The organism is Chryseobacterium cucumeris (assembly GCF_001593385.1).
GTDB lineage: Bacteria > Bacteroidota > Bacteroidia > Flavobacteriales > Weeksellaceae > Chryseobacterium > Chryseobacterium cucumeris.
Genome location: NZ_LUVZ01000001.1, coordinates 702387 through 724633, shown reverse-complemented (window position 1 = coordinate 724633; position 22247 = coordinate 702387). Strand labels below are relative to the sequence as shown.

The following is a 22247-nucleotide window of genomic DNA, read 5'->3' as shown; positions in this document are numbered from 1 at the left end:
ATGAAAGATAAAGGAATACTAAACACTGGAATTCAGGTTGAAGGCGGATGGAGTATTGATGCAAACGTTTTTATAGACAAAAATTATAATATAGAGGATATCCCTTTTGATGATACCTTATTGTTTAGTGCTGTAAATCACATTACAGGAAAAACTATTTCGGTTTCCTATGAAAACAGCAATGTAGGATATTCTTTTGATTTCTGCATGCTATCCAGAAGGTTAGGGGAATGGCATCATGATGGTGCAGCTATTTATAAAACAATAGAGACAGGTCATCAAATTGATAAATTCTACAATACATTATCAGAATACCTGAATCCTTCAAAAAAAGAGCTTATTCCCTTAAAAATTTCAAGCTGGACCATTGTTTATAATAATCTGATAAGAAATGAAGTTTTGTATGATGATATAGAATTGATTTTTTCAGCAGTAAGAGGAAAACTTTTTATAGACATTACCTACAATCGGAATTCTGAAAAACCTTACTATATCTATATCGGATTATCAAAATATGAATATTCCCAAATTATTTACAGTTTGAATAAACCGGCAAGAGAATACCAGGAATTATTTTTAAAAAATATAGATGAAGTTGTTGTCATAATTAATGATTTTCTCATAGAACAAGACAATTATTTATCTGAAATTTCAAGAAAAACCTGAGTGCTGTACTGATGTGAAATGGACAGTAAGTCAAAAGCACAGCAATAGAGTTTAAATATTTAATCCAAATCCAATTCAAATATATTATGAAAAAAATATTCTCAGAACTTAAAGGTTTTGTGGTGTTTAGTCCAGAACTTTTAGCAAAATATCTGGAGGAAAATCACCTTTCCGGTAATAATATTTTAAAATATTTTGTAGAAAACGAACATGGGGATGAAATAACAAAATCAGGAATCGCTATTCCAATTATAGGGGTAGAGGAAGACTATTATGCATTCCGGGTTTCTGTAAATGAGGAAAAAGTCCTGAATGATAGTGAAGTAGAGGTAGAGTCAAGAGGCTGGGTTTTTCAGACGGCTAATAATGAAGTAAAAATTGTAGGAATTGGCTATTTAAAAGATATTACTACCATTAATGAGGAAAACAGTATTACGTTATCCTTGGAAAACGGATGGCATACTTTGAAAATACGGGGAGGAAGTCAAAATGGCGAAAGACTATTTGAGTTGCACATGGAAAAACAGGATGCATACCCGGCTTTCAGCGGAGACGTGACTACCGAGTATTACTATGGTTAAAAAAATAAATATTTCATCCCTGAGTTTAAATATCTGATGTTGAGATCTTAATATTCAAATTTTATTTGGCTAAGGACATTGCTGTCTCTTTAAAACACCAGAAATACGAATTTTATTGTAAAAATATTTTGTCAGTAATAAAAAACTTTCTATATTTGCACCACTGAAAACAACGGTACTACCGGAGTTAAAGGAGAGTTGGCAGAGTGGTCGATTGCGGCAGTCTTGAAAACTGTTGACTGTAACAGGTCCGGGGGTTCGAATCCCTCACTCTCCGCAAAGAAAACCTTAAATCAATTGATTTAAGGTTTTTTATTTTTAGAGTATATCTTAGATTGAAATCAGTATAAATAAGAATACGTTATATAGTTTAAATAAAAAGCCCTGCAATTCAAAATCACAGGGTTTATTGTTGAGAATAGGGTCTTCTTTAACTTAAAATCTCACATGGTGCTATACAGATCACCCACGGACATCTTTTGATTCCCGGAGGTGGACAGCATGCTTCAGAACAGCTTACCGCTCCGCCATTAATACTCTTTAATTGGTCTCTTGAAATTTTTTTAGAATTTTTCATAGTCAAGTAATTGTGTTAAACGTAAATTAAGGCTGGTTTCCTCCACCACATCCGTCGTAAGGCATACATTGCCACTTACCACCGATCAAACATAACTGACCACCTCTGCAATCAATTCCGCCCTTAATTGTTTTCAATTCCTGTCTTTCGATTTTCTTTAAATTTTTCATAATAATTTTTAAGTTTAGTTCTATTCGAAATTAATCAAATTTTATCAACTATTGTAGAATTATTGTAAAAATATTTATTTTTTAATTGTTTACTTGTAGGATGTTTTGTAATTATTTTATGGAATTAAGTAAAATTGGTTTATGGGATAAGCCTTGAAATCTGTACTTAAAGAGTTGATTTCATTTCAGTAAAATCTTGCCCTGTGGCAAGTCCGTTTTCAGATTGACTTGGTAATTTTGATTAAAAGTTTAATCCACCAAATCTGATACTATTATGAAAAATTTATTCAAATTCTCTGCATTATTAATCCTAACTGTTTTTCTGACAGCATCCAAGGTATACGGACAAAAAGTAAAACCTTCTGAAAGCGGCTATGCGCCTGCCAACGGAATCAAAGTGTATTATGAAGTTTATGGTAAAGGAAAGCCTGTTGTGCTGTTACATGGAGCCTTTATGACGATTGACCTGAATTGGGGCGAGCTGATCCCGGAACTGTCTAAAAACAGAAAAGTAATAGCACTTGAATTACAGGGCCATGGGCATACTCCGTTTTCAGAAAGGAAATTATCACACACTACTTTAGCCAGTGATGTTACAAAGGTGATGGACTATCTGAAAATTGATAAAGCAGATGTTGTAGGCTACAGTTTTGGAGGTGAAGTGGCTTATCAATTAGCGATACAGAGTCCGCAAAGACTGAACAAATTGGTTATTATTTCGTCAACATATAAAACTAATGGCTGGCTGCCCGAAGTAAATAAAGCGCTTGAAGGAATGAAACCCGACCTCTTTACAAACAGTCCTATGCATACTGCCTATAATGCTGTAGCACCAGATAAAACAAAATGGACTCCATTTCTGGAGCAGATGATGGCTTCTGCCGGACAACCTTTTGATCTTGGCGATAGTAATATTTCTAAAATTCGGGTACCGGTTTTAATCATAGCTGGTGATAATGATGGATTGGACAAAACAGAACTTTCAAAAACCTATAAATTATTGGGAGGTGATGTCTTTGCGGACATGGGAGAAATGCCCAAATCGCAATTGGCTATTGCTCCGGGACAAACCCATGTGAGTCTGATGATGCAGACAGCAATGATTCTGAACTATCTGAATAATTTTTTAAAATAGTTGAGTATGAATCCAAAATTTGAAGCAGGAATTAATATCGCTATAAAAATTCCCAAAAATAAATATGAAAAAACAGTTGCCTTCTACAGAGTAATTCTAAAATTAGAAGTGGAGTAAAAACCCATTAATAATCCTACTGTTTCCAGAACTCACGAAGTAAAATTCGGGAATAATATTATTTGGCTGGATTGTGTCGACAATTATACCCATTCCGAAACCTGGTTACAACTCACGGTCCCTGATGTAGAAACAGCAACAGAATACTTGCTGTCAAATGGTGTGGAAACCTGTGACGAGATTGAAGAACTTCCTGACAACATGCACTGGATTACTGATCCTGCTGGGACGGTGTTCAATTTGCAGCAAAAGAAGTAAAATCGGGAATTTTATAGATAAGGTTTCACCATAGAATTATATCACACAAATTGTGTAATTTTAATACCTTTAATCATCAAATTATTAAAATTTTAAAATATTCTCATGCAGACGAAACCATTCAATTTCATTGTAACCCTCTTTTTTCTGGCATTAAGTGTGACTGCATTTTCACAAAAAACAGCCGCTTTGAATTCTTTATTGGACAAAAATTCAGAATTTATCTTCCCACAGACACCCGATAAAATATCAAAAGCACTGAATGTAAAAACTGTTTTTTATGAAGATGCCAACGAAGAAAAATATGCAAAATGGCCAATGAAAACAGGGCTGGAACTTTATTGTGGTCTTGGAAAAGATAATGCTGTCAATGAGATGTTTTTCGCAGCTTCAGACAATAAATCTTTAGTGGTGGAAGGGCTTCCTTTTGACCTTGTGCTGAATAAAAGTACCTTACAGGATAGTAAAACCAGGTTCACTAAATACAATGCTAAAACGCAAAAATTAGGAGCTGACAGTGAATTTCCAGGTGGATCAAAACTTGTTTTTAAAAAAGGAAAACATTATGCAACATTGTTTTTTGACAGTAAAAACCGGTTGAAATCATTAGGTTTAACACCAACGCTTGTTGATCCGGCAGCCAATTAAGTACTGGAAAATTAGAATAATAACAACATCCGTCATTATCGACGGATTTTTTTATATCTGAAGCAGATTAACGTAAAGCGAAAGCTATATCGTCAGCCCATGGTTATTTTTTACCTCAGCCATCACAAACGTACTGTGGGTACTCCCTATGGAATCCACAGATCCAAGCTTATTGAATACAAAATCCTGATAATGCTTCATATCCCGTACCTGAACTTTCAGAAGGAAATCAAAATCCCCGGAAATATTGTAACATTCGGCAACTTCTTCGATTTCTAAAATCTCCTTTACAAAATCATAACCTACTGATCTGTCGTGGATTTTGAGCTTGATCTGGCAGAAAACCGTAAATCCGCGATTCAGTTTTTCGGCATCAAGAACGGCCGCATATCTTTTAACAAAACCTTCCTGTTCAAGCCTTTTTACCCTTTCAAAAACAGGTGAGGTAGAAAGATTTACCTCTTTCGCAAGTTCCTTAACGGTGAGTTTAGCATTTTTCTGGAGCAGCCTTAGCAGCTGTAAGTCCTTATCATCAAGTTGTTCCACAGAATATTATTCTTTTAAATGATTAAAACATTCAAATGTACAGAATTTTATGCTTTTATTTTTGTTTTTAAAAGTTTAATTTGCTTAATTATTTGATTGTAATTGTGTTTTTATTCTGTATTGCTAATTTTACACAAGATTAAAAACTTTTACTGATGACCATAGTTAAAGGTAAAAGTACAGTTCTTTACAGATACTTCATCAAACAGAAAAGGTTTTACTTAACGTAGATTAATAGGGAATCGTGTGCAAATCACGAGCTGTCGCGCAACTGTAAGTAACACACCAAAGGTTTCTGTCCTTGCAGATCCACTGCCAAAAGCGGGAAGGATGACGGAAACTGTTACAAGTCAGGAGACCTGCCTTTACTGAATTGACAATGCTTTCGCGGTCTGAAGCTTTGGGGTCATACAGATGATATATCGGATTCGGGTATTTTCTTTTGTAAAGGAAATTACGCTGTCTGCTATGTCATGACTTTCCTGAAACTTCTTCCGATAAAACATTACGAAGCCTTTTAAAGAACTTTCCCAATAAGTTTAATTAAAAAGTTTAAAAAAATGCAAACTCACATCCTTGGCTATCCGCGTATTGGTAGCAAAAGAGAACTCAAAAAAGCCTGCGAACAGTATTGGTCAGGTAAAATCCTTTTGGAAGAACTTCTGAATACCGGAAGAACTATCTGTAACCAAAACTGGAATATCCAGAAAGAAGCAGGGATAGACCTTATCCCGTGTAATGATTTTTCATACTATGATCAGGTATTGGATATGAGCTTTGTAGTAGGAGCCATTCCAACACGTTACCATGAAGTGGTGCTTAAAAAGAACAATACTGAATTGGATCTTTATTTTGCAATGGCAAGAGGATATCAGAAAGACGGATTGGATATCACTGCCATGGAAATGACCAAGTGGTTCGATACCAACTATCACTATATCGTTCCGGAATTTTATAAAAATCAACAGTTTAAACTGAGCTCAGATAAGATTTTCAATGAATTTGCCGGAGCAAAACAAGCGGGAATCAATGCAAAACCGGTGATTATCGGACTGGTTTCTTATCTGTTATTAGGAAAAGAAAAAGAAGAAGGCTTCGATAAATTGGATCTGGCTGGAAATCTTCTTCCAGTCTATACAGAGATTTTAACCAAACTTCAAGACCAGGGTGCGGAATGGATTCAGTTTGATGAACCTTTTCTGGCGTTGGATTTAACAGAAAAAGCCAAAGAAACGTATCTTTCTGTGTATGCCGAAATCAGAAAACGTTTTCCGAAACTGAAATTTATCGTTGCCACTTATTTTGACGGATTAAAAGATAATGCATCAATTGCTGTTTCCCTTCCGGTGAATACATTGCATATTGATCTGGTGAGAAATCCTGAACAGTTAGATGATATTCTGAATGTTATTCCGGAAAGCTTAAGCCTTTCATTAGGAGTAACCGACGGTAGAAATATCTGGAAAAATGATTACGAAAAATCATTGTCTTTCATCAGAAAAGCTGTTGAGAAATTAGGATCTGAAAGAATTCTGATTGCACCATCATGTTCATTGCTTCATTCACCTTGTGACCTTGATTTTGAAACTAATCTTAATCCTGAAATTAAAAACTGGCTGGCTTTTGCTAAACAAAAAGTAAAGGAAGTCGTAACGCTTAAACAACTGGCATCCGGAACGGAAAATGAACAGGTTCTTGAAGCATTTGAAGAAAATAAAAGAGCCATTGAAAGCAGAAGAACTTCTTCTCTTATCCATAATGATCAGGTAAAACAGAGAGTGAATTCAGTTACTGAAAAAGATGCTCAGAGAATAAATACTTTCAAAATCCGTAAAGAAGAACAGCAGGAAGTATTGCAGCTACCATTATTTCCAACCACTACAATCGGATCATTCCCTCAAACCACAGAAGTAAGAAGCTGGAGAGCAAAATTTAAAAAAGGAGAGCTTACTGCAGAACAATATGATACCTTATTGAAACAGGAAACGCAGAGAACAATCCGCTGGCAGGAAGACATCGGAATTGATGTATTGGTTCATGGAGAATTTGAACGAAACGACATGGTGGAATATTTCGGGGAACAGTTGGAAGGATTTGTATTCACTAAAAACGGTTGGGTACAAAGCTACGGAAGCCGTTGTGTGAAACCTCCTGTGATTTTCGGTGATGTTTCCCGCCCGACTCCGATGACGGTGTACTGGTCTCAATATGCCCAATCTCAGACTGAAAAATGGGTAAAAGGTATGTTGACAGGTCCGGTTACGATTTTACAGTGGTCTTTTGTACGTGATGATCAGCCTCGTTCAGAAACTTGTAAGCAGATTGCTTTGGCAATTCGTGATGAGGTAGTGGACCTGGAAAAAGCAGGAATCAGAATTATTCAGATTGATGAACCTGCCATCAGAGAAGGACTACCATTAAGAAAAACAGACTGGCAGAATTATCTGAAATGGGCAGTGGAAGCTTTCAGAATTTCAGCAAGCGGAGTGGAAGATGCTACCCAAATTCACACTCACATGTGTTATTCTGAGTTCAATGATATTATTGAAAACATTGCCGATATGGATGCAGATGTCATTACCATAGAATGTTCACGTTCTCAGATGGAGCTGCTGAATGCTTTCGCCGATTTCAAATATCCGAATGAAATTGGTCCTGGAGTATACGATATTCACTCACCAAGAGTTCCGTCAAAAGAAGAAATGATTGAATTGCTGAGAAAGGCTCAGAATGTCATTCCTGCCAACCAACTTTGGGTAAACCCTGATTGCGGACTGAAGACAAGACATTGGGAAGAAACTGAAAAAGCTTTAATTGCAATGGTTGCCGCTGCTAAAGAAGCTTCAATAGAATATGCACTTTAAAAAACTTTAGAAATAATTAGATTCAATTATTCAGATCGTGCCATGATATTCATGGCACGATTTATTATGGTAATCCGGTGAAATGTTGATGAAGTAAAGTTTTACTATTGTGTTTTATAATAAACATGTGTTTCTGAACTATTTTGCCTGTAAAGCACTTGGCGGATAACCAAACTGTTTTTTAAACGCAAACGAGAAATGGGATAGATTTTCAAACCCAAGATCCAGATAAATATCAGAAACTGATTTTCCTTTTTGGGTAAGCAGAAAATGGGCTTCCTTTAATCTACGAAGCTGCAGCCACTGTCTTGGCGGAATTCCGAATATCTTTTGAAAATCCCTTTTAAATGCAGACAGACTTCTCCCTGTTAAATAAGCAAAACGCTCTACATTGACATTGAAATGAAAGTTTTTATTCATAAAAGATTCAATATCTATTTTATAGGGTTCGGAAAAATCAAACAAAATATCCTTAAGGCCGGGATCGTAATTCAACAGTAAGAGGAGAGCTTCTTTTTGTTTAAGCTTCAGTATTTCTTCAGAAGCAGGAAGATCTTCATACGGTAATAATGAGTACATAAAAGAATGTAATGCCTTTTGCTCCGGTTTTATATAGGCCTGGACATTGTCCTTTTTTTCTGCCCGATATCCATACTCACGGCTGAAGTCATGAAGCATGGCATCGTCAAAATAGATGGATATGGTTCTGATTTCCCCGTTTTTGGGTGGATATTTTGCGAATTTCAATAAACTGTTTTTCCTTGCAGAATAGAGTTCTCCTTCTTTAAATGTCGTTTTTGTGATGCCATCATTAAGTTCCATTTCCCCGGAGAGCACCAGGCCGAGGCTGTGAATCCGTGCAAACTGTTCTCCTTCCCTGAATTCTGAAAAATGACAGGAGTAATTGATGGGAAAAGGAATATTATTTTCGCTCATAGCTCAAAAAGTTATTTCTTGATCAATTCTTATTCAAACTTACAAAACTTTTCAGGATCATAGAATCTCCACAGCAAAGTAATCCTGAGAATATTTGCTGTGAAGAAGATCATATTAAGCCAGAATCGTTTTGGGTTCCAGGTAAGCTTCCAGTCCGAATACACCAAACTCACGTCCGATACCGCTTTGTTTGAAACCTCCGAAAGGCGCATAAGGATCGTGGGCAAACCCATTAATGCAGATTCTTCCAGCATCAATCTGTGCGGCTACACGTTCTGCATGTTCTTGGCTGGCAGAACTGATATAAGCTGCAAGACCATATGTAGTATCATTGGCAATAGCAATGGCTTCCTCTTCATTGGCATAAGGAATAATAGACAGTACAGGTCCGAAAATTTCCTCTTGCGCAATACGCATATCATTACGAACGTTGGTAAAGATGGTTGCTTTTACAAAATTACCGTTTTCAAGACCTTCCGGTTTTCCTTCACCACCTGCAAGCAGAACGGCTCCTTCTTCCTGTCCCAGACGGATATAACTTTGTACTCTTTCAAATTGTTTTACACTCACCATAGGTCCTACAAGAGTGTCTTCTTCGTCAGGATTTCCTACTTTTACTTGTCCTGCGGCTTTTTTAGCAAGTTCATTTACCTCCTCCAGCCTGTTTTGAGGAACCAACAATCGGGTAGGGGCGATGCAAGCCTGGCCATTGTTCATATAAGCCCCGAAAACGGCCATAGGAATTGCTTTTTCAAAATCGGCATCTTCCAGGATAATATTAGGAGACTTCCCTCCAAGTTCTAAGGTTATTCTTTTCATCGTATCTACAGCTCCTTTGGCAATCGCTTTTCCCGTTAATGTAGATCCTGTGAAAGATATTTTAGCGATATCAGGATGCTGGGTAATTTCATTTCCCACTACATTTCCTAATCCGTTGACGATATTTAAAACTCCTTCCGGTAAACCTGCTTCATGAAAACATTCGGTAAGCAGTTGGGTTTGTACTGCACTCATTTCACTGGGTTTGATCACAGCTGTACATCCGGCAGCAATGGCAGTGGCAAGTTTATTACAGATAAAGCTGTTGCTGGCATTCCATGGGGTGATGATTCCAACTACACCTAAAGATTCAAAACGTACTTTGGAATGTCCCACCGTTCTTTCGAAATCATAAGATTCTAAAGTATTGATCGTAGCTGTAAAGGCAGAGATTGCATTTTGGACACTCATTCTGCTGAACTGTAAAGTTCCTCCATATTCATTCACCATAACAGCAACCAACTCATCTTCTCTTTTGCTTACAGCTTCATGCAGTTTTCTGAGAAAATGAATCCTTTCTTCCTTTGTTGTTTTTGAAAAAGTTGAAAAAGCTTTCTTTGCTGCTGCAATGGCCATTCTGGTATCTTCTTCATTTCCAAGAACCACTTCTCCGGTTTTTTGGTTGGTAACGGGATTGATAAGATCAAAAGTTTCTGTTCCTCGTGGCGTAACAAATTCGCCATTGATGTAAATTTTATTAATCTGATTCATTTTTGATGATTTTAATACCACAAAGTTCGGCAGAAACGGAAAAGACGGGTTTGTTGTAAAGTTCAATTTTTCTTTGTTGTATGGTCCATTTTAGAGATTGTCCATTTGGTTTTTTGAATTTACCTGTGAAAAATGCTCTGTTCTTCGATAAAATTGACTACTTTTATCATAACCAAGTAAATAAAACGTTTTGAGAACCACTCTTAAACTTATTTTCGCTTAGTATCAGTCTCAGTAACCACAGGCTGATCGTTCTTTCGTTTGGGTAATTCTGCCCGAACAGGTTTTTATTTCATCATATTATTTATCGTATTCACTGTTAAAGGTGACTTTATCTCTGCTATTCCGGCTTTGACCAATGCTATTGATCAAAACTTTACTACATAGAGAAACTATAGCTTACCTCATCTTTGAATTATACTACAGAGGTATACCTTTCTGTAATGCGTGAATAATATGGAAAAAATCCAAAAAGAATATTAAGCACGATTATAAGTAATGAATACCCAATATATCTGGGAGGTAAAAGCGAAAAATACTCCCTTACTCAAAAAGAAATGCAATCAATGTAACAGCGACAGATTTCAATGCAGCGATAAATTCAGACTGAATGCCCAGAAAAAGAATATTGATATATGGCTGATTTACCGGTGTGTAAAATGCAGCAATACCTATAATATGACCGTATTTTCAAGAATCAGAACAGAATCAATCAGTAAAGAAATATTCCGTAAATTCTCAGAAAACAATGTGGAAACTGCCTGGCAATACGCTTTCTCACAGGAAATGAGAAGAAAAAATAATCTGGAAGCCGACTGGGAAAGTGTGGAATATGAAATTCTGTACCCAAATCTTCCCGTAGAAGATCTTATGAATAGGGAAGATGAGTTCATTTCTTTTCAAATACAGTCTTCTTTTGATTTTAATATGAGAGTCTCAACAGTAATCCGGACATGTTTAGGGCTTTCATCATCTAAGCTGAACCTCTTGCTTGCTTCAGGTAAGGTTTACTTTAATAAGAAGCCTCTTCAAAAGAAATATAAGTTCAAGAATGGAGATATTGTTGATATCAACAGGCAGGAGCTGATCAATATTTATCTTATCGGAAAAGAGGATTTTTTCTCAACACAGTAAATGATCAATCATTATAAAAGCCTTCCGGTTGTTGATCGGGAGGCTTTTTATTGAGTTCACTTTATGTATTTCATTTGGATTAATCCCACGTATTTTGGGTTGAAACTGCGTATTTTCCGGCACCGGTAAAGAAAAAACTTAGACTTACGAGCATATAAATCACAAGCAGTTCCAACGCCCAGCCTCCAAAGTCATTAAGCTTGAAAATATTGGCTGTTTGCGCCAGTAGGGTAGCCGTGAAGCAATTGGCAGCAAAGATTAATCCTGCCAGACGGGCCCGGAATCCTAAGATCAACAGTACAGGAGCTATAATTTCTCCCACAAATACACCATAGGCAAAGAATGATGGTAAGCCGTACATGATCATCATGTCCTCAATAAACCCAATTCCGTGAATCAACTTACTGATTCCATAAACAGACATGGGAAATCCGATTGCTATTCTTATAATCAGCATTCCTAAATCAATGTTCTTTTTCATTTCTTATCATTATTTAAAAGTTATATTTTACAAATGCCCCGATATTTTCCAGGGTCTTTTTTCCGTTATTAAACTGATCAAAATTGGAAGCCAGTCCGTACATCATTTTATTCTGTTTTACTCCTAATCTGACAAACTGTAACCCTCTGGGGTATCCGCTGTCATCAAGATTCCCAATAGCGAGTACACTGAAGTATCCTTTGAAATTTTCTGTCAGATAAGGGGTGTATTCAAATGATACAGACTGTTCCAGAGAAAATCCTTTCTGATACGTAGTTCCTATAGAGTAGGAAAGTGAATAGGAGGACTGGATGATTTTATATTGCAGGTAAATACTGAAAAATGCGCCGGGATTTTTCATTCCCAATGCCGCATTGGCACTCAGTCTTTTGGTAAGATTATACGAGAGGGTATTTCTGATGAAGAATATGTTTTCTTTATCTTTGTTATATTCTGTATCAAATAGGGTAAGATTGTTCAGTTTCAACCGTTCATTCAGCTGATAATTGATATTGTGCATATAAGTATAGGAGCGATGTCCTAAAACAAGATCCGGGGTATAGGAAAGCTGCTGTGCATTCAGGCTCAGGGAAGCTGATGCAAGAGCTGTTATAGCGATAATTTTTGCCTTCATATTTCACTCATTAAATTTCTGTGAGCAAAATTATTCAGGCCGGAACGGAATAAACTTAAGAAATCTTAAGAAACGTCAGACAGGTGTTTTTTTCTCAGATAGCTGAGGTATTCAACGGTGATTCCGAGGTAGGAAGCGATCATGTATTGAGGAAAACGCTGTTCGATATTACGGTAAGTAGTGACAAATGTTCTGTATTTGGTGTAGGCATCAACACGGGAATGTTCAAAGGTTCTTTCCTGTAAAGTAACATAGGCAGATTGCATTTTCAGGCGCCAGAATTCTGAGACAGCCGGAACTTCTTTGTACAATAATTCCAGATTATTTTTACTGATCTGTATGATGGTGGTATCTTCATTAGCCTGAATAAACATTCTTGAAGGCAGTTCGCTAAGATAGCTGTAAAGATCATTTACCCACCAGTTTTCAATACCCAGCTGAGTGGTATTTTCTTTTCCTTTTTCATCAATGTGGTACGCATAGAGACTTCCTTGTGCAATGAAACGCATATGTCTGGAAACCTGTCCTTCGCGAAGCAGATAATCTTTCTTTTTAAGTTGTATAATTTCTAATTTGGAACTAATACAGTCAATATCTTTATCTTCTAAAAAAACGATTTCTCGAAAGTGTTCTATGAGTTGTAAAACTATTGTATCTGTATCCATCATTAGATTTTGTACGTATAGGCACAAATTTACGCAAATATTAAATTACGGAAGTAAGATGAAACAATTATACATAAGAAGACCACAATTTATCATGTAAATTGTGGTCTTCCTCAACTAAGAACTATTTAACTACGATTCTGTTTTCAAATAACCATAATGTAAAACAGTTTCCTTTCCGAATAAGCTTGAGAAAATATTCTGAAACTCATGGATATATTTACACTTTATGGCGTTTCCGTATATTTTCAGCCCTTCCAGTATTTTTCTGGAACTCAGGTCTATATCATATTTTATAAAAGCTTCCGGTCTTTCATACCGTATACTCTGATCTGAACTGTCTGTTCGTGAAAAGCCGAGCTTTTCAAGCCATTCTTCCGTTATTTTAATCGGTTTAATGGATGCTGCCGGGACCGAAATACTTTGAATATCATTTTCAATTTTAACAAAATAAGCCTGTTCGACATTTTGAAAGATCTCAGCAATGGTATAAATCTGATTTTTATACTCAACCAAGTTCTTGATTTTTAGATCTGCTACGTTCATAATATTTTGATTTTAAATGGTGATATGGTCTTTAGTAAAATAGCAAATAGTATGCCCGACATTGCATTGTTAAATCTTGTTTTGAAGGATATTAGGTTAAATTTTTGATATAAAAAATTAATAATACGTTAAAATAGTACATTATACGTGAATTGTCCCATAATCATGAAATATTGGATGTGGTATCTATGTGGTATTAGTTTTTTATTCCCGCTTTTGGATTGGTATTAATAGTGGTAAGAAGAAGAGCGGTTATAACACTTATCATAAGAACTCCTATAAAAACATTCCAGGAATAAGCATGAAGCAGGTAGCCGGTACCACTTCCCAGAATACTTGAACCAAAATAATAAAAAAGCCAGTAAATAGAAGTAGCAGAAGATTTTCCTCGTTTGGCATACAGTGCGGTCATCTGGCTGGCCATAGTATGAGCAGCGAAGAATGATAGGGTGAAAAGCCCGAGTCCGAAAATAAGGATATAAATGTTTTCAGACAGCAATAAAGCAGCTCCGATAATCATAGTCAGAATGGATGCTTTAAGGATATTATTCATGGGAAACCTCCTTGAAAGACGGCCTACGATCATCGTTCCAAAGACGCCAAAAATATACATCAGAAAGATAAAAGCAATGATAAAGTGGCTTAATGAAAATGGTTTAGCCTCTAGTCTGAATGTCAGGTAATTATAAACACTCACGAAAACACCCATTAATAATGCTGCAGTACAATATAAACGGAGCATGTAAGGATTCGTAAGGAAAAATTTCATCTGTTTTACCTTAAGATGATAATCTGTTTTCTGAGAATTGAAAAATTTTGATTCCGGAAACAGTTTCCAGAATACGGCACCAAGAATAAAACTTTCTATACCGATCAGAAGAACAGCATTACGCCATCCGAATTCCCCTGCAAAAAGAGTCGCCATTATCCTTCCGCTCATTCCACCGATTGTATTTCCGCTAAGATACATACTGATGGCTGCAGGTACTGCCAGAGCATCCACTTCTTCTGTAAGGTAGGCAAGAGCAACTGCTGAGACGCCTGAAACAACAAATCCTTTCAATACTCCGATAGCAATGAGCAGACTTAAACTTGGAATCCAGGTAGAAATAATAGTCAGAATGGCAGATGAAATCAGCGAAAAAACCATAAGACTTTTTCTGGAATAGCTGTCTGCTTTAAAAGCAAAAAACAGTAATCCCAATGCCATACCTATTGTGGATGATGAAACCAGCAGGGAAGTATCACCTACAGACACTCCGAACTGCTCTGCAACCATAGGCAGCATCGGCTGGAAAAGATAAAGCTGGGCAAAAACCGAGAGTCCTGAAAAGAAAATACAAAGTTTTATATATCGGAAACGTGAGCTTCCCTGAAGTGCTTTTTCAGATGAATTCATGATTTTTTTGCATTAAAATGCAGTGGTTTGATGGAAAAATTAAGTGATGTAAATTTCCTGATTATTTTCCGAATTTAAAAATCATTATCTCAATGATATTGATTGGCGAAACAAATCAATGAAGCTGCAGACTGTTGATGTACTCTGAAGGAGTAATATTTTCCATCTGTTTGAAAACTCTGTTGAAGGTAGACTGATTAGAAAATCCTGCTTCTGTGTAAATATACATAAGGGTTACTTTTTCAATGTCATTTTCATGAAGTAATCTTTTTACACACTCAATTCTGTGCATATTCAGGTAATTATTGAAGTTGGGATATCCTTTTGTACGAATTGATTTTGAGATATAACTGCTGTTAATATCCATTTCTGTAGAAAGCTTTGAAATATTAAAATTAACATCTTTATACAGCTGTTTCTCTCTCATCACTGATTCAATTTTTTCAAACAGTTCATCCGCAAAAGGAGCTTTGTCTGCTGTAGGAACCGGCTGTATTGCTGTACTCTGGGCTTTCTCCTCAATTTCAGGGTAAATTTCAACCCGTTTTATTTTATCCTTAAAATAGAGCAGGAGTGCAATGACTGCTACATTGGAAATCATAAGGATGGTATCGGTAATTCTCACATCTTCTGGTTGGTGTATCGGGAATTTAAAGCTGAAAGATTTAGAAATAAGGTATCCCGCTATAATATTCAGCAAAACATACATGCTGTAAATAAAAACATACTTTCTTTGAAAGAAAACATAGGCTGCCAGCGGAATCGGAATAAGCCAGACAAAACTCGCTATAGAATTGTTCCAGAAAGCCAGCATAATGTAAAAATTATAAAGTGTCGCAATAATAATGTAGGAATGCACCATGACATTCACCGAGTAGGATTTGCGTACAATCAGATATGTATAGACCATTAAAAAAAGTCCTCCGAAAAGATACCAGGCCATTATTTTATCGGGAATAATAAAAGTAAATATTAAACCAAATAGGGCAAGAATAACAGACATCAGAATATTATAATAATACACCAGCTGTCTTTTGTACTGTTCAATTTTTATGTCTTTTTCGGTGGTCATTTGTGGCAGAAGGTAATTTTAAATCATTCCAATATTTTCTCTTAACAGTCAGATTTCAGAAAATGACTGGTTTAACTTTCTGGTTATTAGAAATTTGTGTTTTATGAGCTGTTTCCTGTTTTTCATTGATTATTCATGGATTTGATTTGTCAGTCCGGATAACTTTGCACCAGCTAGCTCAACAAAGGCTGATTGATGATCTTTCAATTAACCCTAAACGATTTATTCAATTTTTAAACAAATATACTAAAATGAAAAAAATAAAATTACCTCTTGCCAGCATTATGATGTGTTTTTCAATAGCGGCATTTTCCCAGGTTGGGATCAATACAGATTCCCCTAAAGTAACTTTGCATGTAGAAGGAAAGCCCGATGTGGCTACTGCGGCTGACGGAGTGATGGCTCCCCGAATGACAGGAGATCAGTTAAGAGCTAAAGATAATGTTTATCTGGCAGCTCAGACTGGAGCTTTGGTGTATGTAACACAGGCTGTAACTGTTCCTTCTGTAAAAACAGCAAAAGTAGATAAAGCCGGCTATTATATGTTCAACGGAACTACCTGGAAATTTGCTTTTGGGGGACAAGATAATGATATTCCCATTGGAGATTTAATCTATTATCACGGAAGCATTCCTGCAGGTACTTCGGGAGCCAATACATTGGCCAGTACCTATCTTACTGATCTTCCGGTTTTGGGAGGTTTTCTAAGACTTGATGCCCAGTTTAACAGCAGTTCAGCAGGTACGGGAGCGGCTACCACTTTTAATCCGAGACTTTACAATGTAGGAACTTCAGATGTGAAAATCTGGGTTTCGGAAATGTCTACCCATACCGGTGATTCTGATAATGGAAATATTAAATTATCACCGGGAGCTTACAGACAATTTGATGATGGTGTTTATCTTACTCAAACCCATAATGAGACGGTAACATTTGATATTACAGTACAGGAACCGGAGCCAAGATGGTACAGAGTGTATTATGCATTCCGTGTAGATAATAAATCTACAACAGGAAGCAGCGATGCTACAACCACAGATTCCAATACTTCTGATAATACAAGGGAGTTATTTCTCTCTGTACAGAGACTGTACTAGTACACCGACAGATGATTCTAAAAATACAATGATAAAAAATAACGCATAAAAAATCAATGGGTTAGCTGTTAAAATCTCATGAGATTTGTGTTTTTTCTGGGGTTGGAATACTATGGATTTCCGGCCCCGTTTTAATGCATCATTTCATAGACTTTGATCAGTTCAGCAATATTTCCAACATTAAGCTTTTGAAAAATTCTTTTTTTATAAGTGCTTACTGTAGACATTTGAATATTGAGCCTGTTGGCGATTTCCAGATTGCCATTACCGTCCGCCAGAAGTTTGAAGATTTCGTATTCCCTGGATGATAACTTCTCTACGGGATTATTTCTTTTGTTTTGAATAATAAGACCAATCAGCTCTGCAGGGTAGAAATATCCCTTTTCAATGACCGTTTTCACCGCATTTTTAATTTCCTCTTCACTGCTTTGTTTATTCAGATAGCCTTCAGCCCCTTCCCTGATATATTGGATGGCTACATCTTTATCATATCCTGAGAATATGAGAATTTTAAGGTCATTCTGTATATCTTTAAGCTCCGGAACCATTTTTTTATATTGGGTTCCTGGCATATCAATGTCTAAAATAATTAGGTCATACCGCTGATCTTCAAGTTTCTTTTTCACCTGGTCATAATTTTCAGCAAAATCTATATTCAGACCCGGATAAGCAGTTTCAAGAACCAAACAGGTTCCTGCTCTTACTACATAATGATCATCAGCAATTAAAATTTTTTCATTCATAAAGATTAGTTTTTTTTGAGCGTTACTTCCACAACAGTTCCCTTAGGATGGTTTTGCCTGAAATTCATTTCAGCATTGATCTTTTTTACCAGATGGATAACCATATGCAGACCCAATCCTTTTCCTTTAAAACTGGGGGTTTCCAGTTTTGGATTTCTGAACAGATTCATATAGATAGCAATCTGTTCCTCAGACATTCCTGTTCCTGTGTCACTAATTATTATTGTGGATTTTTGTAGATTTTCGGTAATCCTAAGGGTAATGTTTCCCTGAGAGGTATTCTTAACAGCATTATCAAGGAGGTTATGAATAATGGCTGTTAAAATACTTTCATTTACCCTGGAATAGATGACGCCCTCAGTAAGATTGGTGATCGTAGTTCCTTTTTCTTTGGCAATTTCACAGAACAGTTTATTCTTGGTCTCCAGGATTCTGTTGATGGGATATTCCTTTTCTTCGAAAATATTTTCAGCCTTATAGAGCTCAGTGTATTCTTTCAAATTCAGGGTAAACTGATACAGCTGTTCGGAAGATTTATAAATACTGTCAAAGTATTTTTTCTGAAGTTCTACATCATCAGATTCATGTAATTTCTGAGAAAGCATAGCAATAAATCTGATGGGAGTGGTAATGTCATGACTGATAGTTTCCACCAGTTTCTTCTGATATTCTGTTTCTTTCTGCAGGTTGTTTTTTACGAGCTCCAGGTGAAGAGAGGTTTCCTTCAGTTCAGAGTTTTTATTATGAACAATCTGTTTTAAAGCTTTATTTTTTATCCTGAGAAAATTCGTGGTTAACTGAACGATAATGATGATGATAATAAGGATAATAATGGACGCAGACACTCTGAAAAGCAAGGTCTGATAAAAAAGAGGCTGAATTTTAAAATGTATTACCTTTTCTTCATATTTCCCGTCAGCAGAAATCAATACTCTTACCCTCAGGGTGTAATCTCCGGGAGAAAGGTTGCTGATGGTGTATTTTAATTCTTTTCCTGTGGCAATCTTTTCCCATTCGGTATTTTCTTTTCCTGATATTTTTGCTTCAATGTAAAGGTTTTCAGGATTGGAAAAATAAGGAATATCAATAAAGACATCCGCTGTTTTGTAATCATTTTTCAAATCAAGGATCTGATGAAAATACTGAGGCTCAGAATTTCCGATTTTTACCCGTTCAATATAAATGTTATTTCTTCCCGGATAATAAGTCTGAATACTTTCCGGATTGAAAAATACAAAGCCGTCCATTGAAGGAAATACAAAATCTCCGTTCGGAAGGGCGTAGGCGTTAGGCTCCGAGCTTCCATTAAATTCATTGGTCAGGAAACCGTCTTTTTTGGTGAAACGATAATAAAAAACAGAAGTTTTTTTGCCTTCCGCATACTGCAGTAATTGTTTTTTAGCGACCTTAAACATCCCGTTATTCGACGAAATCCAATAATATCCCTTCTGGTCTTCAAGAATATAATGAGCCGACTGGAGATAATTGTTCACATCGTTTGGCATCTTGATCAGCTTATGATTTCTGAATAGATAGAAGCCGTTTTTCTCTGTTGTAATCCATATCAGATTATCTTTTGTCCTGATAATACTTTTGACATGAATATTTTTGATCAAAGGAGTTATGGTATTGCTTCGTAGTGCTATGGAATAAAGGCCGTCGCTGTTTCCGGTCAGAATTTCATTCTCATTATATTGATGAAAAATATTGACAAAACTTTTAAAAGTATAGGTGTAATCCGGCTGGCTGAATATATCCTTTTTGTACAGATGGAGTTGAGTGCCTGAAAGATCTGTGAAGGTAGTGCCGTAAAGGCTTCCGCTTTTCATAAATGTTTCAAGTCCCTTTTTAACAAAAGTGGAATCCTTTTTTTTATATCCCGAATTTTTATAAAACCTGACGATATGGTTTCTCTTTTTGATCAGAATATTTCCGGAATCGTCATACATCATCAGATAATTGTCATTGTTTCCGAAAAGATGGCTGTTTACAATTCCGTTTCTTCCGAATTCTGTTCCGTCCTCAGCAATAATTGTACTTTGGCTGAAAGGAAGAGATGCGAAATATACATTGCTGGAAAAATCAGCTTCTTTTCTCGATACATAGAAATTGGAAAGCTGAAGAACATTCAGACCATTATTAAGCGTTCCCAGGTACAATTTGTTGAACGCTTTATCATAGAACATCGAGCAGTAGGAATGATTTCCGATTTCTTCAAAATTGACAAGAAATTTTAAACGGAGATCCTTTTCGTTACCTTCTAAAAGATAAATGTTGTCGTGGTTGATAATAAAAGTCTGATTGGTAATCTGCTGCCAGTATATTTTCGTATCAGGGTGGTTAAAAAGTGTAGGTTGATCAGAAACAGAAAGCTGCCCCTTGTAGATGGAGTAGGTCTTTCTTTTTTTCAGATCATTGACGAAAAGGTGATTATTCAGTACAAAGATGTAATTCAGGTCTTTATTGGTAAAAGGGAAAGCAATTTTTATTTCCTTTTTTCCTTCCTTATAGATGATGGCATTCTTTTCTGTAAAATGATAAACAGAATTTCTAAGCTGAATAAAATACTGGACGTCATTATAGAAATCCGATGTAATGATATTATTGGCAATACGGTGCAGGATATCGGTACCATTGCAATAGGTCATTTTATCACCCTTAGTAAGGCTTGCCAGTTTAGGAAATCTGTTTCTGATAATAATTTTATTTTCCTGGAAATTATTAAGAACGGTGATGCTGTCAAGGCACGGATCTCCTATAAATTCGCCAAAATGAAGATTATTTACCCTGAAATTATTAAAGGTAATAAAAGAACTCCCGTCATACCTTACCAGTCCGTTTTCAGTAGAAATCCAGATGAAGCCATATTTGTCTTTGACAATGGCCTTTGCACTGCTTTGGGGAAGCCCGTTATCTATGTTATACCACGTAGATGTATAGTGCTGCCCGAAAATGTTTAGATAGATACAAGCAAAAATTAATGCCCAAACTCTCATATATGTGCAAAACTGATCTATATCTGCTGCTAATGCAATAGATGGTTAATAATAGTATTTGTACAAGTCAAAGTTTTTTTAAAAGGCAGGAACGATTGAGAATAAATTTTTATCATTGAAGTTTTCTGGTCTTTTGTGTTTTATATTTTTTGATCGTGTAAAAATAGTGAAATTATGGCGATAAATTAGTATTGCATATTTTGTTTTCTATAAGTTTTATCATGTATTGCAGACAATAAGCCATTCAATTTTTTTTGACACATTGTTTTATTTCAATAATAAGTGATAAATTTATATCACATTCATTTTAAATTATCTTTTATAGACCTCTGTATTGTGCTGGATTTCTGAATTGTTTTAGAATTTTATAAATGAGAAATATTATCATGTCTGAATAATTTTATTAATTTTTATATGAATGGTTAAAGTTTAATTTAATTTGTTTTGTAGTAAAACTTCGACAAAAAAAAGATGGTTTATTCTACATGATAACTTTGTCAGGGCTTATGGATATTCATATTTTTGCAAAAATATTCTCACAACAATTAAGAAGCTTTATTGTCTAAATAATGATTCTAAGAACACAAACGGTTTTTATCTCAACAACAAAAGAGACTGTTTACTTTTAGTACGGTCTCTTTTTTATTTTTTAATATTCAGAATCCCTTTTTAAATCAAAAAACCTCCCGGAAATGGTGGGAGGTAAATAAAATTGACTGTATATTGAAGTGTAATTCAATCGTTATTGATGGGTTTCAAGCCACTTGAGTCTGCGCTGATCCGGCAGGTGTTTTACTCTGAAGTTTTCAAAAACAGCATTGAATCCTTCTCCGTCAGGACAGGCTGCCATTAATCCAACCATTACAGGAATGTTATCCTGAAAAGGCGCATTCCGCATCATGATATAATTTTTATCATCAAAAGAATACAATATCTCAACAGCATCCAGTCTTCTCACCGCTTTTATCCATATGGCAGGAGGTGTTTTTTCTAATGTAATGACACTCCAGTCACTTTTATTGTGGGTGACCACAGTGCTGAGATTGTACTTGCCATCTACAAATTCTACTCCGGCTTTGATATAATGTTCATGATCTGTTCGCAGCATAAGCCCCATCTGGTCAAATCTTGCTTTATAACTGCCGGTTATTTTTACTTTTGCCTCAAATTCACCGCCATATGTGGTGTAGTAGAAAGGAGCGTCATCTACAGTAAATCCATAATGTGAAACCCTCCAGTAATCGCTCTGTGGTGTTACAAACATAGAAAGGCTGTTGTTTTTGATTTCCCATTTTTCAGGTTCATTAAACCAGGTCATTTTCTCAAGACTCTGGGCGGACAACTTTTGAATCAGGGATAAGGCGCAAAAGCAGAAAATCAGTTTCTTCATTCTCTTTGGGATAAGTTCTAAGGGTAAATTATTATTTTAGCAAAAGTATTATTAAACTTCAT

21 protein-coding genes, 1 tRNA gene and 1 riboswitch are annotated in these 22247 nt (G+C 35.9%); of the genes, 8 read left to right on the top strand and 14 right to left on the bottom strand.

Annotated elements, in window-relative coordinates:
• The 3 genes from A1704_RS03255 (at window position 1) to A1704_RS03245 (ending at window position 1524) form a co-directional block, all read left to right on the top strand.
• Complete coding sequence (locus tag A1704_RS03255; RefSeq protein WP_062670405.1) at window positions 1-666, top strand: hypothetical protein; 666 nt, start codon at window positions 1-3, stop codon at window positions 664-666.
• 86 nt (window positions 667-752) lie between these two features.
• On the top strand, window positions 753-1247 hold the full coding sequence (locus tag A1704_RS03250) for a hypothetical protein (protein WP_062670404.1): 495 nt from the start codon (window positions 753-755) through the stop codon (window positions 1245-1247).
• Window positions 1248-1439: 192 nt separating this feature from the next.
• Window positions 1440-1524, top strand: a tRNA-Ser gene (locus tag A1704_RS03245).
• 153 nt (window positions 1525-1677) lie between these two features.
• Here the strand turns inward: A1704_RS03245 and A1704_RS24685 are convergent.
• Complete coding sequence (locus A1704_RS24685; protein WP_165835290.1) at window positions 1678-1824, bottom strand: bacteriocin-like protein; 147 nt, start codon at window positions 1822-1824, stop codon at window positions 1678-1680.
• 26 nt (window positions 1825-1850) lie between these two features.
• Window positions 1851-1994 (bottom strand): bacteriocin-like protein, encoded by a 144-nt coding sequence (locus tag A1704_RS25115; RefSeq protein WP_002980068.1) that lies wholly within the window; start codon window positions 1992-1994, stop codon window positions 1851-1853.
• Window positions 1995-2268: 274 nt separating this feature from the next.
• On the opposite strand from A1704_RS25115, the gene A1704_RS03240 reads away from it, so the two are divergent.
• On the top strand, window positions 2269-3129 hold the full coding sequence (locus tag A1704_RS03240; protein WP_062670403.1) for an alpha/beta fold hydrolase: 861 nt from the start codon (window positions 2269-2271) through the stop codon (window positions 3127-3129).
• A gap of 480 nt (window positions 3130-3609) precedes the next feature.
• On the top strand, window positions 3610-4152 hold the full coding sequence (locus A1704_RS03230) for a hypothetical protein (protein WP_062670401.1): 543 nt from the start codon (window positions 3610-3612) through the stop codon (window positions 4150-4152).
• Between the two features lie 84 nt (window positions 4153-4236).
• Here the strand turns inward: A1704_RS03230 and A1704_RS03225 are convergent, their stop codons facing one another.
• On the bottom strand, window positions 4237-4698 hold the full coding sequence (locus A1704_RS03225; protein ID WP_062670399.1) for an Lrp/AsnC family transcriptional regulator: 462 nt from the start codon (window positions 4696-4698) through the stop codon (window positions 4237-4239).
• 195 nt (window positions 4699-4893) lie between these two features.
• Window positions 4894-5079: riboswitch (cobalamin riboswitch) on the top strand.
• Between the two features lie 179 nt (window positions 5080-5258).
• Between A1704_RS03225 and metE the strand changes: the two genes are divergently transcribed.
• A complete protein-coding gene (gene metE, locus A1704_RS03220; protein ID WP_062670398.1) occupies window positions 5259-7562 on the top strand; it encodes a 5-methyltetrahydropteroyltriglutamate--homocysteine S-methyltransferase in 2304 nt (767 codons plus the stop codon).
• Window positions 7563-7700: 138 nt separating this feature from the next.
• Here metE and A1704_RS03215 read toward each other — a convergent pair whose 3' ends face one another.
• Complete coding sequence (locus tag A1704_RS03215) at window positions 7701-8498, bottom strand: helix-turn-helix domain-containing protein (protein WP_062670397.1); 798 nt, start codon at window positions 8496-8498, stop codon at window positions 7701-7703.
• A gap of 114 nt (window positions 8499-8612) precedes the next feature.
• Window positions 8613-10028 (bottom strand): aldehyde dehydrogenase family protein, encoded by a 1416-nt coding sequence (locus tag A1704_RS03210; protein ID WP_062670396.1) that lies wholly within the window; start codon window positions 10026-10028, stop codon window positions 8613-8615.
• A 498-nt stretch (window positions 10029-10526) separates the two neighbouring features.
• Here A1704_RS03210 and A1704_RS03205 point away from each other — a divergent pair, with 498 nt between their 5' ends.
• Entirely contained in the window at window positions 10527-11162 is a 636-nt protein-coding gene (locus tag A1704_RS03205; RefSeq protein WP_062670395.1) for a DUF1062 domain-containing protein, read from the top strand.
• 79 nt (window positions 11163-11241) lie between these two features.
• Here A1704_RS03205 and A1704_RS03200 read toward each other — a convergent pair whose 3' ends face one another.
• The 6 genes from A1704_RS03200 to A1704_RS03175 form a co-directional block, all read right to left on the bottom strand.
• The gene (locus A1704_RS03200) at window positions 11242-11643 is read right to left on the bottom strand and encodes a DoxX family protein (RefSeq protein WP_062670394.1); all 402 of its coding nucleotides are present in this window, start codon (window positions 11641-11643) and stop codon (window positions 11242-11244) included.
• A 13-nt stretch (window positions 11644-11656) separates the two neighbouring features.
• The gene (locus tag A1704_RS03195) at window positions 11657-12277 is read right to left on the bottom strand and encodes a hypothetical protein (protein WP_062670392.1); all 621 of its coding nucleotides are present in this window, start codon (window positions 12275-12277) and stop codon (window positions 11657-11659) included.
• A 65-nt stretch (window positions 12278-12342) separates the two neighbouring features.
• Complete coding sequence (locus A1704_RS03190; protein ID WP_062670390.1) at window positions 12343-12942, bottom strand: Crp/Fnr family transcriptional regulator; 600 nt, start codon at window positions 12940-12942, stop codon at window positions 12343-12345.
• 132 nt (window positions 12943-13074) lie between these two features.
• Window positions 13075-13488, bottom strand: coding sequence for a hypothetical protein (locus tag A1704_RS03185; protein WP_062670388.1), 414 nt, complete (start codon window positions 13486-13488; stop codon window positions 13075-13077).
• A gap of 196 nt (window positions 13489-13684) precedes the next feature.
• Complete coding sequence (locus A1704_RS03180; RefSeq protein ID WP_062670386.1) at window positions 13685-14887, bottom strand: MFS transporter; 1203 nt, start codon at window positions 14885-14887, stop codon at window positions 13685-13687.
• A 115-nt stretch (window positions 14888-15002) separates the two neighbouring features.
• Complete coding sequence (locus A1704_RS03175; protein WP_062670383.1) at window positions 15003-15959, bottom strand: helix-turn-helix domain-containing protein; 957 nt, start codon at window positions 15957-15959, stop codon at window positions 15003-15005.
• A 251-nt stretch (window positions 15960-16210) separates the two neighbouring features.
• On the opposite strand from A1704_RS03175, the gene A1704_RS03170 reads away from it, so the two are divergent.
• A complete protein-coding gene (locus tag A1704_RS03170; protein WP_062670381.1) occupies window positions 16211-17056 on the top strand; it encodes a hypothetical protein in 846 nt (281 codons plus the stop codon).
• 131 nt (window positions 17057-17187) lie between these two features.
• Here A1704_RS03170 and A1704_RS03165 read toward each other — a convergent pair whose 3' ends face one another.
• The 3 genes from A1704_RS03165 to A1704_RS03155 form a co-directional block, all read right to left on the bottom strand.
• Window positions 17188-17799 carry a response regulator gene (locus tag A1704_RS03165; RefSeq protein ID WP_062670379.1) on the bottom strand — a complete coding sequence of 204 codons (612 nt, stop codon included), beginning with the start codon at window positions 17797-17799 and terminating at the stop codon, window positions 17188-17190.
• Window positions 17800-17804: 5 nt separating this feature from the next.
• Window positions 17805-20795, bottom strand: coding sequence for a sensor histidine kinase (locus A1704_RS03160; protein WP_062670377.1), 2991 nt, complete (start codon window positions 20793-20795; stop codon window positions 17805-17807).
• Window positions 20796-21537: 742 nt separating this feature from the next.
• Window positions 21538-22185, bottom strand: coding sequence for a DUF1349 domain-containing protein (locus tag A1704_RS03155; RefSeq protein ID WP_062670375.1), 648 nt, complete (start codon window positions 22183-22185; stop codon window positions 21538-21540).
• Window positions 22186-22247: the final 62 nt, after the last annotated feature.

Bases quoted from the DNA above. Each gene is read 5' to 3' on its own strand.
- A1704_RS03255 (WP_062670405.1), top strand. From the start codon at position 1: ATGAAAGATAAAGGAATACTAAACACTGGAATTCAGGTTGAAGGCGGA.
- A1704_RS03250 (WP_062670404.1), top strand. From the start codon at position 753: ATGAAAAAAATATTCTCAGAACTTAAAGGTTTTGTGGTGTTTAGTCCA.
- A1704_RS24685 (WP_165835290.1), bottom strand. From the start codon at position 1,824: ATGAAAAATTCTAAAAAAATTTCAAGAGACCAATTAAAGAGTATTAAT.
- A1704_RS25115 (WP_002980068.1), bottom strand. From the start codon at position 1,994: ATGAAAAATTTAAAGAAAATCGAAAGACAGGAATTGAAAACAATTAAG.
- A1704_RS03240 (WP_062670403.1), top strand. From the start codon at position 2,269: ATGAAAAATTTATTCAAATTCTCTGCATTATTAATCCTAACTGTTTTT.
- A1704_RS03230 (WP_062670401.1), top strand. From the start codon at position 3,610: ATGCAGACGAAACCATTCAATTTCATTGTAACCCTCTTTTTTCTGGCA.
- metE (WP_062670398.1), top strand. From the start codon at position 5,259: ATGCAAACTCACATCCTTGGCTATCCGCGTATTGGTAGCAAAAGAGAA.
- A1704_RS03215 (WP_062670397.1), bottom strand. From the start codon at position 8,498: ATGAGCGAAAATAATATTCCTTTTCCCATCAATTACTCCTGTCATTTT.
- A1704_RS03210 (WP_062670396.1), bottom strand. From the start codon at position 10,028: ATGAATCAGATTAATAAAATTTACATCAATGGCGAATTTGTTACGCCA.
- A1704_RS03205 (WP_062670395.1), top strand. From the start codon at position 10,527: ATGAATACCCAATATATCTGGGAGGTAAAAGCGAAAAATACTCCCTTA.
- A1704_RS03200 (WP_062670394.1), bottom strand. From the start codon at position 11,643: ATGAAAAAGAACATTGATTTAGGAATGCTGATTATAAGAATAGCAATC.
- A1704_RS03195 (WP_062670392.1), bottom strand. From the start codon at position 12,277: ATGAAGGCAAAAATTATCGCTATAACAGCTCTTGCATCAGCTTCCCTG.
- A1704_RS03190 (WP_062670390.1), bottom strand. From the start codon at position 12,942: ATGGATACAGATACAATAGTTTTACAACTCATAGAACACTTTCGAGAA.
- A1704_RS03185 (WP_062670388.1), bottom strand. From the start codon at position 13,488: ATGAACGTAGCAGATCTAAAAATCAAGAACTTGGTTGAGTATAAAAAT.
- A1704_RS03180 (WP_062670386.1), bottom strand. From the start codon at position 14,887: ATGAATTCATCTGAAAAAGCACTTCAGGGAAGCTCACGTTTCCGATAT.
- A1704_RS03175 (WP_062670383.1), bottom strand. From the start codon at position 15,959: ATGACCACCGAAAAAGACATAAAAATTGAACAGTACAAAAGACAGCTG.
- A1704_RS03170 (WP_062670381.1), top strand. From the start codon at position 16,211: ATGAAAAAAATAAAATTACCTCTTGCCAGCATTATGATGTGTTTTTCA.
- A1704_RS03165 (WP_062670379.1), bottom strand. From the start codon at position 17,799: ATGAATGAAAAAATTTTAATTGCTGATGATCATTATGTAGTAAGAGCA.
- A1704_RS03160 (WP_062670377.1), bottom strand. From the start codon at position 20,795: ATGAGAGTTTGGGCATTAATTTTTGCTTGTATCTATCTAAACATTTTC.
- A1704_RS03155 (WP_062670375.1), bottom strand. From the start codon at position 22,185: ATGAAGAAACTGATTTTCTGCTTTTGCGCCTTATCCCTGATTCAAAAG.